Origin of the sequence: Clavibacter sepedonicus (assembly GCF_000069225.1) — a bacterium.
GTDB classification, from domain to species: domain Bacteria; phylum Actinomycetota; class Actinomycetes; order Actinomycetales; family Microbacteriaceae; genus Clavibacter; species Clavibacter sepedonicus.
In genome coordinates, this window is the sequence record NC_010407.1 from 2,895,542 (window position 1) to 2,910,659 (window position 15,118).

At 72.5% G+C, this 15,118-nt stretch carries 16 protein-coding genes and 1 tRNA gene; 8 read left to right on the top strand and 9 right to left on the bottom strand.

Going from position 1 to position 15,118, the window contains the following annotated elements:
* Positions 1-209 precede the first annotated feature (209 nt).
* Together CMS_RS13550 and CMS_RS13555 are read left to right on the top strand one after the other, a co-directional pair.
* The gene (locus CMS_RS13550; protein WP_012299990.1) at positions 210-1,127 is read left to right on the top strand and encodes a DsbA family protein; all 918 of its coding nucleotides are present in this window, start codon (positions 210-212) and stop codon (positions 1,125-1,127) included.
* A gap of 41 nt (positions 1,128-1,168) precedes the next feature.
* Positions 1,169-1,241 (top strand) — tRNA-Thr (locus tag CMS_RS13555).
* 14 nt (positions 1,242-1,255) lie between these two features.
* Here the strand turns inward: CMS_RS13555 and CMS_RS13560 are convergent.
* Together CMS_RS13560 and msrB are read right to left on the bottom strand one after the other, a co-directional pair.
* Complete coding sequence (locus CMS_RS13560; RefSeq protein WP_086935967.1) at positions 1,256-1,858, bottom strand: nitroreductase family protein; 603 nt, start codon at positions 1,856-1,858, stop codon at positions 1,256-1,258.
* A gap of 5 nt (positions 1,859-1,863) precedes the next feature.
* Positions 1,864-2,265, bottom strand: coding sequence for a peptide-methionine (R)-S-oxide reductase MsrB (gene msrB, locus CMS_RS13565; RefSeq protein ID WP_012039170.1), 402 nt, complete (start codon positions 2,263-2,265; stop codon positions 1,864-1,866).
* 237 nt (positions 2,266-2,502) lie between these two features.
* On the opposite strand from msrB, the gene CMS_RS13570 reads away from it, so the two are divergent.
* The 4 genes from CMS_RS13570 to groL all read left to right on the top strand — a co-directional run bounded on the left by CMS_RS13570 (position 2,503) and on the right by groL (position 5,701).
* Positions 2,503-2,832, top strand: a complete 330-nt coding sequence (locus CMS_RS13570; protein ID WP_012299993.1) for a DUF3263 domain-containing protein — start codon at positions 2,503-2,505, stop codon at positions 2,830-2,832.
* 33 nt (positions 2,833-2,865) lie between these two features.
* Complete coding sequence (locus CMS_RS13575; protein WP_012299994.1) at positions 2,866-3,438, top strand: LytR C-terminal domain-containing protein; 573 nt, start codon at positions 2,866-2,868, stop codon at positions 3,436-3,438.
* Between the two features lie 236 nt (positions 3,439-3,674).
* Positions 3,675-3,893, top strand: a complete 219-nt coding sequence (locus CMS_RS13580) for a cold-shock protein (protein WP_012039167.1) — start codon at positions 3,675-3,677, stop codon at positions 3,891-3,893.
* A gap of 188 nt (positions 3,894-4,081) precedes the next feature.
* Positions 4,082-5,701 (top strand): chaperonin GroEL, encoded by a 1,620-nt coding sequence (gene groL / locus CMS_RS13585; RefSeq protein ID WP_012039166.1) that lies wholly within the window; start codon positions 4,082-4,084, stop codon positions 5,699-5,701.
* A gap of 140 nt (positions 5,702-5,841) precedes the next feature.
* Here the strand turns inward: groL and CMS_RS13590 are convergent, their stop codons facing one another.
* The 6 genes from CMS_RS13590 to CMS_RS13615 form a co-directional block, all read right to left on the bottom strand.
* On the bottom strand, positions 5,842-6,132 hold the full coding sequence (locus CMS_RS13590) for a WXG100 family type VII secretion target (protein ID WP_012299995.1): 291 nt from the start codon (positions 6,130-6,132) through the stop codon (positions 5,842-5,844).
* A gap of 46 nt (positions 6,133-6,178) precedes the next feature.
* On the bottom strand, positions 6,179-7,939 hold the full coding sequence (locus tag CMS_RS13595; protein WP_012299996.1) for a sensor histidine kinase: 1,761 nt from the start codon (positions 7,937-7,939) through the stop codon (positions 6,179-6,181).
* Positions 7,940-8,062: 123 nt separating this feature from the next.
* A complete protein-coding gene (locus CMS_RS13600; RefSeq protein ID WP_012039163.1) occupies positions 8,063-8,755 on the bottom strand; it encodes a response regulator transcription factor in 693 nt (230 codons plus the stop codon).
* Between the two features lie 77 nt (positions 8,756-8,832).
* The gene (locus CMS_RS13605; RefSeq protein WP_012299997.1) at positions 8,833-10,473 is read right to left on the bottom strand and encodes a DNA repair helicase XPB; all 1,641 of its coding nucleotides are present in this window, start codon (positions 10,471-10,473) and stop codon (positions 8,833-8,835) included.
* A gap of 20 nt (positions 10,474-10,493) precedes the next feature.
* A complete protein-coding gene (locus CMS_RS13610; protein WP_041464717.1) occupies positions 10,494-12,380 on the bottom strand; it encodes a helicase-associated domain-containing protein in 1,887 nt (628 codons plus the stop codon).
* Between the two features lie 10 nt (positions 12,381-12,390).
* The gene (locus tag CMS_RS13615; RefSeq protein ID WP_012299999.1) at positions 12,391-12,660 is read right to left on the bottom strand and encodes a hypothetical protein; all 270 of its coding nucleotides are present in this window, start codon (positions 12,658-12,660) and stop codon (positions 12,391-12,393) included.
* Between the two features lie 112 nt (positions 12,661-12,772).
* Between CMS_RS13615 and CMS_RS13620 the strand changes: the two genes are divergently transcribed.
* On the top strand, positions 12,773-13,156 hold the full coding sequence (locus CMS_RS13620) for a cold-shock protein (RefSeq protein WP_012300000.1): 384 nt from the start codon (positions 12,773-12,775) through the stop codon (positions 13,154-13,156).
* A 22-nt stretch (positions 13,157-13,178) separates the two neighbouring features.
* Positions 13,179-13,841, top strand: a complete 663-nt coding sequence (locus CMS_RS13625) for a DUF3027 domain-containing protein (protein ID WP_223842664.1) — start codon at positions 13,179-13,181, stop codon at positions 13,839-13,841.
* Positions 13,842-13,910: 69 nt separating this feature from the next.
* On the opposite strand, the gene serC is transcribed toward CMS_RS13625, so the two are convergent.
* On the bottom strand, positions 13,911-15,029 hold the full coding sequence (serC, locus tag CMS_RS13630) for a phosphoserine transaminase (protein WP_012300002.1): 1,119 nt from the start codon (positions 15,027-15,029) through the stop codon (positions 13,911-13,913).
* Positions 15,030-15,118: the final 89 nt, after the last annotated feature.

Below are 15,118 nucleotides of genomic sequence, written 5' to 3' on the forward strand. Positions count from 1 at the left end.
TGCACGCGGGTCTGTGGGCGGGAAGCCCGGCATGATGCGGATCGGCGGCTATTCCCCACCCGAGGACGGGGTGTCGCGGGCCTGTATCGTCTCCTGCGGCGATGTACCCGCGCCCGCCGCGTCACCGCTTTCCCAGACTGGCCGCCTAGAGTCCTGAGGTCGTCCGGGAGCCCGCCCGCACCCGACTCCCATCCCTTGAGCGAGGATCCATGAGCGGCACGCCGCCCGCGCACGAACCGCACGGCGGTCACCGACGACGCCGCGAGGCCGCGCGCGAGAAGGCGCGGCTCAACCGGATGAAGCAGCGCCGCCGCGACGTCGTGGGCCGGTACGCGATCCGCGGCGGCATCGCCGCGGCCCTCGTCGCCGTGGTCGTCGTAGTCGGCCTCATCGTCGTCCAGGGCGCGCGGCCCGCGGGGCCCGGGCCCCAGAACATGGCGAGCGACGGCATCCTCATCGGCAAGGACCTCGCCGCGTCCCCCACGCAGGCCCTCGACCCCGAGCAGGATCCCGTGCCGACCGAGTCGCAGGCCGCGGGCGTCGCCCACATCCGCGTCTACGTCGACTACCTCTGCACCGCGTGCAAGGAGTTCCAGGACACGAACGGCGCGCAGATGGAAGGCTGGCTCCAGTCCGGCGCGGCCACCGTCGAGATCCACCCGGTGGCGATCCTCACCAGCAAGTCGCAGGCCTACTCGCTGCGAGCGGCCAACGCGGCCGCGTGCGTCGCCGACACCGCACCCGACGACTTCTGGGCCTTCAACTCGGCGCTGTTCGCCGAGCAGCCGGCCGAGCAGAGCACGGGCCTCAGCGACGACCGCATCGTCGAGCTCGCCGGGCAGGCGGGCGCCGGCTCGTCCGACGTCGCGAAGTGCATCTCCGACCAGCGGTTCCAGTCGTGGGTCAACGCCGCGACCGACCGCGTCCTGGACGGCGACATCCCCGACTCGAACGTCGACAAGGTGGTGGGCGCGCCGATCATCGTGGTGGGCGACCGCCAGTACACGGGCCAGCCCGACGACGCGAAGGCGTTCGCCGCGTTCGTGCTCCAGGCCGCCGGCCAGGACGCCACGACGACTCCCACGCCGACGCCCTCGCCCAGCGAGACGCCGACCACCGCGCCGTAGCGCGGCTCGTATGATGGGTCGACGGTCCGCGAGGTCCGTCGGCCGGCCTGGCGCAATTGGTAGCGCACCGCACTTGTAATGCGGCGGTTACGGGTTCGAGTCCCGTGGCCGGCTCTCGACGCCGCGCCTCACTCGAGGACGGTGATCATCCGCTCGCCGTCCACGGTCGGACGGGGTCCCTTGTCGTCGGCGACCGCATCGCCGACGTAGAGCCAGCCGAGCAGGTCCTCGCCGTCGCGCAGGCCGTGCATCCGTCGCACGGGTTCGCTGCGCGTCAGGCTGCCGGTGCGCCAGAACACGCCCCAGCCCTGCTCCTCGAGCAGGAGTGTGAGGGCGTGCGCGACACCGGCGGCGACCGCCTCCTGCTCCCACTCCGGCACCTTGCGGCTCGGGGTGCGGCACACCACGACGGCGACGAGGAGGCTCGCGCGATGGGTCTTCTTGCGGTGCTTGCCCGATCCGGGATCGCCCGCGGCCTCGTCCATCGCCGCGCCGAGGCGATCACGTGCTCCTCCGCGGATCTCGATGATCCGCCATGGCCGGAGCGCGCCGTGGTCCGCCAGCCGCGAGGTCGCTGCGACGAGCGGGACGAGCTCCTCGTGCGTCGGAGACGCGGCGCCCACGGACGAACGCGAGCGCCGACCGCGGAGCGCCTCCAGCACGGGTCGCTCGCGCGCGTGTGTGCCGGGCTCGGACGGGTCGGCGGTACCGCCCGCCCGATGCCGCGGCACGTCGGTCACTCCGCGGTGCGGAACGACATGGAGACCGAGTTCATGCAGAACCGGTCGCCGGTGGGCGTCTGCGGCGCGTCGTCGAAGACATGCCCGAGGTGCGATCCGCAGCGGGCGCAGACGACCTCGACGCGCTTCATGCCGAGGCTCGTGTCGGTGTACAGCTTGACGGCGTCGCTCTCCTTCGGCGCGTAGAAGCTCGGCCACCCGCAGTGGGAGTCGAACTTGGTGTCGCTCGTGAAGAGCTCGGCGCCGCAGGCCTTGCAGCCGTAGACGCCGGTGCGCTCCTCGTCCAGCAGCTCACCGGTCCAGGGGCGCTCGGTGGCCTGCTGGCGCAGCACCGCGTACTCCTCCGGGGAGAGCTCCTGGCGCCACTCGTCGTCGGTCTTCTCGATCTCGTAGGCCATGGTGCGGGTCCTTTCTCGCTGGTCGATCCTAGGGGCGGCATCCCAGCGCGCCTCCATGGTCAACCGCTCCGGGGCCTCGTCGATTCCTGCATCCGGGGGAAGATCCGGCCCGGCATGCGAGCGGATGAGAGGCGGCACCCGCCCTGCCGTCGAGCTGCGGGGACACTCCGGGGGCCTGCGCCAGGTGCTCAGCGAGGCGCACCTAGTATGTGGTGGATGTCGGGGAAGGAGCATGCCGTGGACCAGCGCGAGACCAGCCCCGCCACCGCTCCGACGACCGGGCCGCATCCCGCCGTCGAGCTCGACGCGCGCGACCGCGCCGTCCTCGACTTCGAGCGGGACTGGACGCGGCATGCCGGGGCGAAGGAGGAGGCCATCCGCCACACCTTCGGCCTCTCCGCCACGCGCTACTACCAGCTGCTCGGTTCGCTGCTCGAGACGCGCCAGGCCCTCGCCTACGACCCGCTGCTCGTGGGGCGCCTCCTGCGCCTCCGCGAGACGCGCGCCGCCGCGCGCGCGGCCCGCGCCCTGCCCACCGGTCTCCCGCATCGACCGACCGCACGCTGACCCCGCGCCCCACCGAGGAAACACGAGACCCGCATGCTCTCCCACGCTCCCGACCGCTTCGACGAGGTCCCCGGCGACCTGAGCCGCGTCGGCGCGCATCGCGCGCCCCGACCGCGCCACCACCGCCTCCGCGCCTTCGCCTGGGCGGCGCTCGCGACCGGCCTGCTCGTGGGCCTCGGTGTCGTCGGGCTCTTCGTCATCGACGACCGCGTCTCGTTCACCGACATCATCCCGAGCGGGGGATCCTCCGAGGAGGCGGCGCCCACGGAGGAGCCGACCGTCGCTCCCACCACCGTCCCCGGCATGGTCGTGACGGTCCTCAACGGCACGAGGACCTCGGGTCTGTCCGCCCGCGCGGCCACCATGCTCCAGTCGAGCGGCTGGGCGATCGGATCGCGCTTGAACGCCAGCTCCACCGACATCGCCACCACGACCGTCTACTACTACGACGCCGCGGACGAGGGCGCCGCTCGCGGCCTCGTCGCGCAGCTGGGCGTGGGCGAGGTCGCCCAGTCCGACCAGTTCCGACCGGCGGCGGGCGTGCCGGCCGCCCAGGCGTCGAAGCTCACGGCCGTGCTCGGCGCGGACTACGCAGCCAAGCGCTGAACCGCCTCCGCATCGGCCCCCGGCATTCGGCCGCCGCGCCCGTGCCCGTGGAGTAACCCGGCGGCGCAGCGTCCGCTCTGTCTATCGTGCTGCCTGGTCGCACGCCCGCCGCGTACCAGGTGCTGTGCGCCGTACGTCCCGAGGGCGTGGCGCGGGGCCGATGCAGGGCTCCGCGGTCGACCCGGGGGTGGCGGCACCGCGCTCCCGACACCGCGCATTCGCACATGGAGAAGCACATGGCCAACGGCACCGTGAAGTGGTTCAACGGGGAGAAGGGGTTCGGGTTCATCACCGTGGACGCCGTCGAGGGCGGTCCTGCCCAGCAGGACGTCTTCGTCCACTACTCGGCGATCGAGATGTCCGGCTACAAGGTCCTGGAGGAGGGGCAGCGCGTCGCCTTCGAGATCGGGCAGGGCTCCAAGGGCCTGCAGGCGGAGAACGTCACGCTGGCCTAGCGAGCTGCCCACCACGACGCCGCCGCCCGTCCGGGGGGCGGCGTCGTCCTGTCCATGCCGGGGTCGTGCCTGTGAGCGGCTCGCTTGCACTCCCGTAGGGCGAGTGCCAGAATCGTCCCTGGCACTCCCTCACGGGGAGTGCTAGACGACTGCTTTTTCCTGACGTCCGGGAGGGACGAGAGATACACATGGCTAAAATCATCGCTTTTGACGAAGAAGCCCGCCGCGGCCTCGAGCGCGGCCTGAACATCCTGGCCGACGCGGTCCGCGTGACCCTCGGCCCGCGTGGCCGCAACGTCGTCCTGGAGAAGAAGTGGGGCGCCCCCACCATCACGAACGACGGCGTGTCGATTGCCAAAGAGATCGAGCTCGACGACCCGTTCGAGAAGATCGGCGCGGAGCTCGTCAAGGAGGTCGCCAAGAAGACCGACGACGTCGCCGGTGACGGCACGACCACCGCGACCGTCCTCGCGCAGGCCCTGGTCCGCGAGGGCCTCCGCAACGTCGCCGCGGGCGCCGACCCCATCAGCCTCAAGCGCGGCATCGAGAAGGCCGTCGCGGCCGTCACGGAGGAGCTCAAGGCCGCCGCGAAGGAGATCGAGACGAAGGAGGAGATCGCCGCCACCGCGTCCATCTCCGCCGGCGACTCCACCATCGGCGCCATCATCGCCGAGGCGATCGACAAGGTCGGCAAGGAGGGCGTGGTCACCGTCGAGGAGTCCAACACCTTCGGCACCGAGCTCGAGCTCACCGAGGGCATGCGCTTCGACAAGGGCTACCTGTCGCAGTACTTCGTCACCGACCCGGAGCGCCAGGAGGCCGTGTTCGAGGACGCGTACATCCTGATCGTCAACTCGAAGATCTCGAACATTAAGGATCTGCTGCCGATCGTCGACAAGGTCATCCAGTCGGGCAAGCAGCTCCTCATCATCGCCGAGGACGTCGACGGCGAGGCCCTGGCCACGCTCGTCGTCAACAAGATCCGCGGCATCTTCAAGTCGGTCGCCGTCAAGGCCCCCGGCTTCGGCGACCGTCGCAAGGCGCAGCTGCAGGACATCGCCATCCTCACCGGTGGCCAGGTCATCGCCGAGGAGGTCGGCCTCAAGCTCGAGAACGTCACCCTCGACCTGCTCGGCACGGCCCGCAAGGTCGTCATCACCAAGGACGAGACCACGATCGTCGAGGGTGGCGGCGACGCCACCGAGATCGCGGCCCGCGTGCAGCAGATCCGCAACGAGATCGGCAACACGGACAGCGACTACGACCGCGAGAAGCTCCAGGAGCGCCTCGCGAAGCTGGCCGGCGGCGTGGCCGTCATCAAGGCCGGCGCCGCGACCGAGGTGGAGCTCAAGGAGCGCAAGCACCGCATCGAGGACGCCGTCCGCAACGCGAAGGCCGCCGTCGAGGAGGGCATCGTCGCCGGTGGTGGCGTCGCCCTCATCCAGGCCGGCAAGCTCGCGTTCGAGAAGCTGCAGCTCGAGGGCGACGAGGCGACGGGCGCGAACATCGTCCGCGTCGCGGTCGACGCTCCGCTCAAGCAGATCGCCCTCAACGCGGGCCTCGAGCCGGGCGTCGTGGCCGAGCGCGTCCGCAACCTCCCCTCGGGTCACGGCCTCAACGCCGCCACGGGTGAGTACGTCGACATGCTCGCCGCGGGGATCAACGACCCGGTGAAGGTCACGCGCTCGGCTCTGCTGAACGCCGCCTCCATCGCGGGTCTGTTCCTCACGACCGAGGCCGTCGTCGCCGACAAGCCCGAGAAGAACCCGGCCCCGGCCGGCGACCCCACGGGTGGCATGGACTTCTAGTCCGACCGGGCGGGGCGGAAGCGCCCCGCCCACCAGCACGAACAGCACCGACAGCACGACGAAGCGGGCGGTCCCTCACCGGGGCCGCCCGCTTCGTCGTGCTCCGGTCGTCCGACCGCGAGGCCGGATGACGGGTGCAGCTAGTGCGCGAACATGCGGGCGTTGCCCTCCTCCACCTCCGCGTACTGACGGGCGGCGGCGCTCAACGCCTGGTTGATGCTCGCCAGCGCCTCCTCGACGCGCTGCTGCGTGCCCTTCCACTCGGCGACCACGCCCTGGAACGCCGTCGCCGCGCTGCCGGACCACGACCCCTGCAGCTCGGCGAGCTGGCCGTGCAGGCCCGCCACCTCCGCCTGGATGCGGCCGATGCTGCCCTGGACGGCCGCGGTGGCCGACAGGACGGCCTCGCTGTCCACCTGGTACCTCGTCATGCGTCTCCTCCTTCTCGTCGTGGGACGGGCGGAGGCTACGCGGCGATCAGGATGCGGGGGCCGGCGGGACGCTGGGCGTGGAGGTCGCGGGGTTCTCCGCGCTGGGGAGGAGGGGCAGGATCACGCGGAAGGTCGCCCCGCCGCCCTCCGTCTCGACGACGTCGACCCGTCCGCGGTGCGCGGCGACGATGGCCGACACGATGGCGAGGCCGAGCCCGCTGCCGCCGGTCTCGCGCGTGCGCGACGTGTCGGCGCGCCAGAAGCGCTGGAAGATCTTCTCCCGGATCTGCGGGGGCACGCCGTCCCCGTGGTCGCGCACCTCGATGCGCGCCTCCCGCGCGGCCTCGTCCACGACGGTGGCCAGCTCGATCGGGCTGCCCGCGGGAGTGAACCGCACCGCGTTGCCGATGAGGTTGGTCACCACCTGCCGGATCTTGTTCTCCTCCGCCTGGACCATGGCGAAGCCCTCGGCGGGGACGCGCGCGTCGTCATCGCCGGGGCGGGCGGGGGAGAGGGCATCCGTCGAGGTCTCTCCGGGGCGGCGCGAGCGGCGGGCACGGAACCGGGAGAGCGTGGCGCCGGCGAAGGCGATGGGGCCGGTCGCGTCGTTGCCCGCCGTCGTCCCAGAGCCGCGCGGCGCCTCCGGCGACAGGTCCTGGGTGGACTCGAGGCCGTCGGCGTCGAGCATCGGGCCGACCGGGTTCACAAGGACGGGCGGCAGCGCCGTGACGGTGCGGGTCTGGGAGGAGGCCATCGCGTCGAGGGCGGCGTCGCGGGCGATGGGGTAGAGGTCCACCGGCGCGAGCTGCAGTGGCTTCGTCTCGTCGAGCCGCGCGAGCTCCAGGAGGTCCTCCACGAGCCCGCCCATGCGGATGGCCTCCTTCTCGATGCGCTCCATGGCCTGCGAGACGTCCTCGGGCGTCTGCAGCGCCCCCATCCGGTACAGCTCGGCGTAGCCGCGCACCGAGACGAGGGGCGTGCGGAGCTCGTGGCTGGCGTCGCCGACGAAGCGCCGCATCTGGTCGATGGTCTTGGCGCGGTCGGCGAAGGCGCGGTCGATCCGGCTGAGCATCATGTTGAGGGAGCGGTTCAGGCGACCGACCTCGGTGTTCGGGGTGGCGCCTCCGAGGCGCTGGCTGAAGTCGCCGCCCGCGATCGCGGCCGCGGTGCGCTCGACCTCGCGCAGGGGGCCGAACGTGCTGGTCACCAGCATGCGGGTCACCGCGGCGCCGAGGACGACCACGGCGAGGCCGAAGCTCGCGAAGATCACGATGTACGTGGCGACGAGGTCGTCGACCTGCTCGAGCGGCCGGGCGACGACGAGGGTCGAGTACTCCATGGCGTCCGGCGAGGCGTTCTGCGACACCCGGACGATGCCGTGCCACGCCTTCTTGCCGGAGTTGTCCGAGAAGACGACGATCTCGTTGTTGATCTGGGAGGCGCGCGCCAGGTCGAGGCCGAAGACGCGCGGGTGCTCGGCGGAGTCGCCCGTCCAGTTGTCGGCGAGGACGTCGCCCTGGGCGTCGAGCAGCACGACGAACCAGGCGGGATCCGCGGTGGCCACGTCGTCCTGCGTGAAGGTGTCCGGCATCGTCGCGTCGGTGTTGAGCACCTTCGGGAGCTGCGTGATGGTGACCCGGAGCTGCGCGTCGAGCTGGCTCACCATCTGCTGCCGCAGCAGGTACATGGTGCCGGCGCCCGAGACGAGGAGGCCCAGCAGGAGCAGGAGCACCGTGACGCTCGTGATCTTGGTGCGCAGGGAGACGTTGTTCCACTTGTCCGACACGTAGTCGTGCACTGGCCGCACCTCGTGTTCCCGTCTCGCTGACCTGAATCATGAGGATAGGCGACCCAGCATGTGCGAACGGCCGGGCGCTCGTGGAGCGACCGGCCGTTCGGATCGAGCGGACCCCTCAGGGGCCCCCGAGGGTCAGGACTTGGCGGCCTTGAGCATGTAGCCGAAGCCGCGCTTGGTCTGGATGACGGGCTCCGAGGAGTGCTGGTCGAGCTTGCGGCGCAGGTAGGAGATGTACGACTCGACGATGCCGGCGTCGCCGTTGAAGTCGTACTCCCACACGTGGTCGAGGATCTGGGCCTTCGACAGGACGCGGTTCGGGTTGAGCATGAGGTAGCGCAGGAGCTTGAACTCGGTGGGGCTCAGCTCGATGGGCTCCTCGCCGACGAGGACCTCGTGCGTGTCCTGGTCCATCGTGAGCTCGCCCGCGCGGATGATCGCGTCCTCGTCGGCGTGCATCGTGCGGCGCAGGATGGCCTTGATGCGCGCAACGATCTCGTCGAGGCTGAACGGCTTGGTGACGTAGTCGTCGCCGCCGACGGTGAGGCCCGTGATCTTGTCCTCGGTGTCGTCCTTCGCCGTGAGGAAGAGGATGGGCGCCGTGTACCCGGCGGCCCGCAGGCGCTTGGTGACGCCGAAGCCGTTCATGTCCGGCAGCATCACGTCGAGGATGATGAGGTCGGGCTCCTCCTCGAGGACGGCCGAGATGGCCTGGGCGCCGTTGCCGACGGCGCGGACCGCGAACCCGGCGAACCGGAGGCTCGTGGTCAGCAGGTCGCGGATGTTGGGCTCGTCATCGACGATAAGGATCTTCGGGCCATCGCTCATGGGATGAAGTATCTGCGCGCTCGCTGGGAGCCACCTGGACGTGCGAGCCGGGCTGTCGCGCGCGTGCGGTCTGGGGGTCAGGCGGCGATGCCGGCCGCGTCGAGGATCGTGTAGCTGTAGCCCTGCTCGGCCAGGAAGCGCTGGCGGTTCTGGGCGAAGTCCTGGTCGACGGTGTCGCGGGAGACGAGCGTGTAGAAGCTCGCGGACAGCCCGGACGCCTCGGGGCGGAGCAGGCGGCCGAGGCGCTGGGCCTCCTCCTGCCGGGAGCCGAACGAGCCGGACACCTGGATCGCGACGGTGGCGTCCGGCAGGTCCACCGAGAAGTTGGCGACCTTGCTCACGACGAGGACCCTCTCGGTGCCGTCGCGGAACGCCTGATACAGCCGCTCGCGCTCGGCGACGGGCGTCGCGCCCGTGAGCTTCGGGGCGCCGAGCGCCTCGGAGAGCTCGTCGATCTGCTCCAGGTACTGGCCGATGACGAGGATGCTCTCGCCGCGGTGCCGCTCGACCAGGGCGCGCGTCACGTCGAGCTTCGCGGGCGCGGTGGCGGCGAGGCGGTAGCGCTCGTCGTCCGCGGCCGCGGCGTAGACGAGCCGCTCGTCGTCGGGCAGATCGATGCGCACCTCGAAGCACTCGGCGGGGGAGATGAAGCCCTGCGCCTCGATCTCCTTCCACGGCGCGTCGAACCGCTTGGGGCCGATGAGGCTGAAGACGTCGCCCTCGCGGCCGTCCTCCCGTACGAGCGTGGCGGTGAGGCCGAGGCGGCGGCGGGCCTGGAGATCCGCGGTCAGCTTGAAGACGGGAGCGGGCAGCAGGTGCACCTCGTCGTAGACCACGAGGCCCCAGTCGAGCGCGTCGAGGAGCGCGAGGTGGGCGTACTCGCCCTTCCTCTTGGCGGTGAGGATCTGGTAGGTCGCGATGGTGACGGGCTTGACCTCGCGCGACTGGCCCGAGTACTCGCCGATCTCGTCCTCGGTGAGCGTCGTGCGCTTGAGGAGCTCGGAGCGCCACTGGCGGGCCGACACCGTGTTCGTGACGAGGATCAGGGTCGTGGTCTTCGCCCGGGCCATGGCGGCCGCGCCGACGAGCGTCTTGCCGGCGCCGCAGGGGAGGACGACCACGCCGGATCCCCCGTCGAGGAAGTGGTCGACCGCGTCGTTCTGGTAGCCGCGCAGCGTCCAGCCGTCCTCCACGAGCGCCATGTCGTGGGGCGTGCCGGGCGTGTAGCCGGCCAGGTCCTCGGCGGGCCAGCCGATCTTCACGAGCTCCTGCTTGAGCTGCCCGCGCGCCCAGGCCTGCACGCGGTAGGTCGTCGCGTCCACGCGCTCGGTGAGCAGCGGCGCGATGCGGCGGGAGCTCGCGACCTCGGAGAGGACCGCGGATTCCGTGCTCGAGATCTGCAGCTCGCCGTCGGCGTCGCGCCCGATGACCAGGCGGCCGTAGCGGCCGACGGTGTCCGTCACGTCCACCGTCACCGACTGCGGCACGGGGAAGCGGGAGTAGCGCTCGAGCGTCGCGAGCATGTCCTCGGCCGTGTGGCCGGCCGCGCGCGCGTTCCAGAGGCCGAGCCGGGTGATCCGGTACGTGTGGATGTGCTCCGGTGCGCGCTCCAGCTCGGCGAAGACGGCGAGGTCGTGGCGCGCGTCCTCGGCGTCTGCGTGGGCGACCTCGAGGAGGACGGTGCGGTCGCTCTGGACGATGAGGGGGCCGTCGGGCATGCCCGCCAGCCTAGGCGCGCTCACGCGGTCGCCGGCCCGGGCGAGACGGCGACGATGCTGGAAAGGGGCAGGGTGCGCTCGACGTCGGCGACGCGGTCGCGGGCGCGCAGCCGGCCGCCGGCCACGCTGGAGGGCTCGAGCACGTGATCCACCTCGCGGCCGTCCGGCATGCGCACGCGGACGTGGAGCGCGGCCTTGGCGCGGATCGCCACCTCGAGCTGGCGCGTCGTCCAGGCAGCGCCGTCGTCGGGGCCGTCCGCCGCGCGGACGCGGGACACGAGGGCGTCCGCCGCGTCGGGCTCGGGATGCGCGTCGGCATGCGGCGTCGGGGTGGTCGGCGGGGCGGGCGCGAGGCGGCGCCCCTCGGCGTCCTCTCGGACAGGGGCGAGCCGGGCGGCCGCGAGCGCGCGCTCGACGGCGTCGGGCGACGCGGCGGAGGTGAGCACGGAGTCGCCCGCGCGCACGAGCCGGAGCGGCGCGAGGTCGCGGTCGACCAGGAGGGTGGCGAGCAGCGGCCCGTCCTCGGAGACGACCGCGGTCCGGGCGTCCGGGGCCGCGTCGGAGGGCGACGCCGGGCGGACGCGGAGGCGGCCGAAGCGCGCGGCGGCCTCGTCGATGAGGTAGTCGAGGGGCTGCGGGATGCCGGTCAGAGCGACCTCCGCGAGCAAGGAGCGGATGCCCTCGACCGTCGCCCCGGACGCGAGGGCCCGCGTGACGGACGCCGCGGAGATCCGGTACGTGGCCGCCAGTCCCCGCCCCTCCGCGTCGGCGACGGAGAGGAGGCGCGACTCGACCGCGGCGTCGAGCGGGCCGGGCGAGACGACCGTGAGGTCGTGCTGCAGGTAGACCCGGTCGACCTCGGCGGGCAGGTGCGGCGCGAGGGCGGCGGCCGCGGCCGCGGATCCCGTCGTGAGGAGCGCGCGGCCCGCGGAGCTGGGGACGTCGCCCGTCGTGATGCCGAGGAGCCCGGCGTCGCGCGTGAAGGCGGTGATGCGCTCGCCGATCCAGGCGGATCCGCCGGGGAAGCGCCAGAGGACGCTGTCGACGAGGCCCGCTCCCCAGGACGCGTCGGTGCGCTCGGCGAGGATGACGCGGGTGGCGGGCGCCAGCGCGTCCAGCCAGGCCGCGGAGAGCGACTCCCACCGCTCCACGGTCGGTCGACCCGACCACGCGGCCGATGCCGCCGCAGCCGACCAGGTGCGGCCGGACCGGGCCACGAGCGCCGCGCGGCCAGCGAGCGACAGGTAGACGGGGACGTCGTCGAGGTCGACGCCGAGCGCGCCCGCCAGGCGGCGGGCGTCGGGCAGGGACATGCCGCCGCGGCTCAGCTCGCGTGCCGGCTCGCGCGTCAGCTCGTCGATGAGGGCGGCGACGGCGACGACCGAGCGGAAGGCGCTCTCGCCCGCGTGCGCGTCGACCTCCTCGGGGTCGACGCGCGGCACGGCGGCGAGCGGGGCGGGCGGTGTCAACCGCGCCAGCTCGTCCGTCCCGGGCAGGCCGGCAGCCGGCCATGCCGCGAGGGCGACCGCGACCTCCTGATGCGTCGTGAGGCCCGCGTCGCCGAGCGAGGCGAGGAGCGTGTCCGCGGCGCGGCGGGCGGCGCCCGTCAGACCCGCGGGATCCAGCGGGTCCTCGCCCGAGCGGCGGGCCAGCGAGTCACGGATCGCGTCGAGGGGGACGGGCCTCGTGGGAGCCCCCTCCTCTGCGGCGACCGCGAGGACGGCCAGCGCCGTGCGGTCGAGCTGCTCCAGCGCGCCCGCGACGGCGTCCGGGCTGAGCAGGGCGTCCGCGAGGTCGAAGAGGTCGGCGATGCGCGCGGCGTCGATGCCGCGGTCGCGGACGAGGGCGGCGAGCGATGCGTCGCCGAGCGCGCGGAGGCGGGCCGCGAGCACGAGGGCGTCGGTCATGGTCGTCCCGCTAGCGGGACGTGCCGTCCATGCGACGACGGCGACGGACGCTGATGATCAGGATCGCGATGAAGAGGAGCGCGGCGATGGGGATCCCCACGGCCGGGAGCAGCAGGATGACCTGCCACATCGGGGTGCTGTACTGCGACGCGTCGACGGCGATGAGCGGCGCCAGCAGGATCGCGAGGATGCTCAGCACGGCGATCAGGAGGATGCCGGCGAGCATGTAGGCGAGGATGCGCTCGACCCGTCCCTCGCTCGGTGCGGTCTCGGATGCCATCCGCTCAGACTACGCCGTGGCGTGCACCCGGGCGCGTCGGGCGGGACCCGGCGAATAGACTGGACCGCCCACCAGCACATCGAGCCCCTCCGGGGCGAGGGAAGAGGATCGCATGCCCACCGGCAAGGTGAAGTTCTACGACGAGGACAAGGGGTTCGGGTTCATCAGCTCGGACGACGGCCAGGAGGTCTTCCTGCACGCGTCGGCCCTGCCCTCGGGCGTCGCCGGCGTGAAGGCCGGCACCCGGCTGGAGTTCGGCATCGCGGACGGCAAGCGCGGCGCGCAGGCCCTCTCCGCGCGGATCCTCGACGCCCCGCCCTCGCTGGCCCGCATGTCCCGCAAGCCCGCCGACGACATGGCCGTCATCGTCGAGGACCTCGTGAAGGTGCTCGACGGGATCGGCACCGGCCTCAAGCGAGGCCGCTACCCCGACGAGGCCCACGGTCGGAAGATCGCGGCGCTGCTGCGCCGGGTCGCGGAGGAGCTCGATGCCTGAGCCGCGGGAAGACGAGGTGACGATGACGGACGAGACGACGGCGGATGCCGCCGCGACGGACGACGACGTGACCGCGGCCGACGTGACCGACGTGACCGCGGCCGACGTCACGGTGGCGGACGCGACCGGGGAGGTCACCGCCCCCGCGACGGAGGTCGCCGCGCCCGCCGAGCCGGCCGTGCCCGACGCCGAGCTCCTCGCGGCCGTGGACCTCGCGCGTGCCGCCCTGCTCGAGATCACGCCGGCCGACACCGTCGGCGAGCCGGCCGGGTCGATCGTCGAGGGAGACCGCGTGCTGTCGCTGCTCTTCGCGAACACGATGCCCGGCTACCCCGGCTGGTTCTGGACCGTGACGCTGGCCCGGGTCGACGACGCGGCCCCGACCGTGCTCGAGGCCGAGCTGATGCCCGGCGAGGGCGCGCTGCTCTCACCCGAGTGGCTTCCGTGGTCCGACCGGCTCGCCGGCGTCGAGGCCGAGCAGGAGGCCGAGCGCCTCGCGGCGGAGGGCGCCGAGGACGACGACGACGACCCCGCGGAGGACGCGGAGGACACGGACGACGTCCTCGACGGTGTCGACTTCGAGGCCCCGGCCTCGGACGATCACGACGACGACGACGACGATGACGATGACGACGATGACGATGACGATGACGACGACACGAGCTTCGACGGTGCCGATCGCTGACCCTCATGCCGCATGACGACGGCGGCGGTCCCCTCGGGGGCCGCCGCCGTCATCGTCTCCGGGGCGTGATCAGCCCGCGCCCTGCTCCACCACGAACTCGATGCAGCGCACCAGGGCGCGCACGTCGTCCGGCTCGATGGCCGTGAAGGTCGCCACCCGCAGCTGGTTGCGCCCGAGCTTCCGGTACGGCTCCGTGTCGACGATGCCGTTGGCGCGGAGCGTCTTGGCGACCCCGGCGGCGTCGATCGAGTCGTCGAAGTCCATGGTCACCACCACCTGCGAGCGGTGCGCGGGATCCGTCACGAACGGCCGCGCGTACTCCGCGCGCTCCGCCCAGTCGTAGAGGACGGAGGACGACTCGCGCGTGCGCGCATCCGCCCACGCCAGCCCGCCGGCGCGCTCGATCCAGTCCAGCTGGTCCTCGAGCATGAGGAGCGTGGCGAGCGCCGGGGTGTTCAGCGTCTGGTCCAGGCGCGAGTTGTCGACGGCGTTCTTCAGGCTGAGGAACTCGGGGATCCACCGGCCGGACGCGGCGATGCGCTCCACGCGCTCGAGGGCCGCGGGGGAGAAGAGCGCGAGCCAGACGCCGCCGTCGCTCGCGAGGTTCTTCTGCGGGGCGAAGTAGTAGACGTCGGCCTGCGCGGCGTCGAAGTCGATGCCCCCGGCCGCGCTCGTCGCGTCGACGACGGTGAGGGCGCCCTCGTCGCCGTGGACGCGCGTGACGGGCGCCATGACGCCGGTCGAGGTCTCGTTGTGCGGCCACGCGTAGACGTCGACGCCCTCCACCGGGTTCGCGGAGGCGCGGCTGCCGGGCTCGGCGCGGATCACGTCGGGCGCCTCGAGGAAGGGCGCCGTGGCGGCCTTCGCGAACTTGCCCCCGAACTCGCCGAACACGAGGTTCTGGCTGCGGCGCTCGATGAGGGAGAAGGCCGCGGCGTCCCAGAACGCGGTCGAGCCGCCGTTGCCGAGGACGACCTCGTAGCCGTCGGGGAGGCGGAAGAGCCGGGAGAGCCCGGCGCGGACGCGTCCGACCATGTCCTTCACGGGCGCCTGGCGGTGGGACGTGCCGAGGATCTGCGCCCCGGCCAGCGCGAGGTGGTCGAGCTGCGCCTGTCGGACCTTGGACGGGCCGCAGCCGAATCGTCCGTCGAGGGGCAGCAGTTCGGTGGGGATCGTCGTGGCTGGCATGCGGCAATGGTAGGGGGCCGTCCGCCGCCGCCCCGGGCCGTCCCGGACCGCGCCGGTCATCCGGCACCCGGGGAAGTAGGCTGGTCCCT

Excerpts from the sequence above, each read along its gene's own strand:
- CMS_RS13615 (WP_012299999.1), bottom strand. The coding sequence starts at position 12,660 with ATGGCATCCGAGACCGCACCGAGCGAGGGACGGGTCGAGCGCATCCTC.
- groL (WP_012039166.1), top strand. The coding sequence starts at position 4,082 with ATGGCTAAAATCATCGCTTTTGACGAAGAAGCCCGCCGCGGCCTCGAG.
- CMS_RS13575 (WP_012299994.1), top strand. The coding sequence starts at position 2,866 with ATGCTCTCCCACGCTCCCGACCGCTTCGACGAGGTCCCCGGCGACCTG.
- serC (WP_012300002.1), bottom strand. The coding sequence starts at position 15,029 with ATGCCAGCCACGACGATCCCCACCGAACTGCTGCCCCTCGACGGACGA.
- msrB (WP_012039170.1), bottom strand. The coding sequence starts at position 2,265 with ATGGCCTACGAGATCGAGAAGACCGACGACGAGTGGCGCCAGGAGCTC.
- CMS_RS13605 (WP_012299997.1), bottom strand. The coding sequence starts at position 10,473 with ATGCCCGACGGCCCCCTCATCGTCCAGAGCGACCGCACCGTCCTCCTC.
- CMS_RS13625 (WP_223842664.1), top strand. The coding sequence starts at position 13,179 with ATGACGGACGAGACGACGGCGGATGCCGCCGCGACGGACGACGACGTG.
- CMS_RS13580 (WP_012039167.1), top strand. The coding sequence starts at position 3,675 with ATGGCCAACGGCACCGTGAAGTGGTTCAACGGGGAGAAGGGGTTCGGG.
- CMS_RS13620 (WP_012300000.1), top strand. The coding sequence starts at position 12,773 with ATGCCCACCGGCAAGGTGAAGTTCTACGACGAGGACAAGGGGTTCGGG.
- CMS_RS13600 (WP_012039163.1), bottom strand. The coding sequence starts at position 8,755 with ATGAGCGATGGCCCGAAGATCCTTATCGTCGATGACGAGCCCAACATC.
- CMS_RS13550 (WP_012299990.1), top strand. The coding sequence starts at position 210 with ATGAGCGGCACGCCGCCCGCGCACGAACCGCACGGCGGTCACCGACGA.
- CMS_RS13590 (WP_012299995.1), bottom strand. The coding sequence starts at position 6,132 with ATGACGAGGTACCAGGTGGACAGCGAGGCCGTCCTGTCGGCCACCGCG.
- CMS_RS13610 (WP_041464717.1), bottom strand. The coding sequence starts at position 12,380 with ATGACCGACGCCCTCGTGCTCGCGGCCCGCCTCCGCGCGCTCGGCGAC.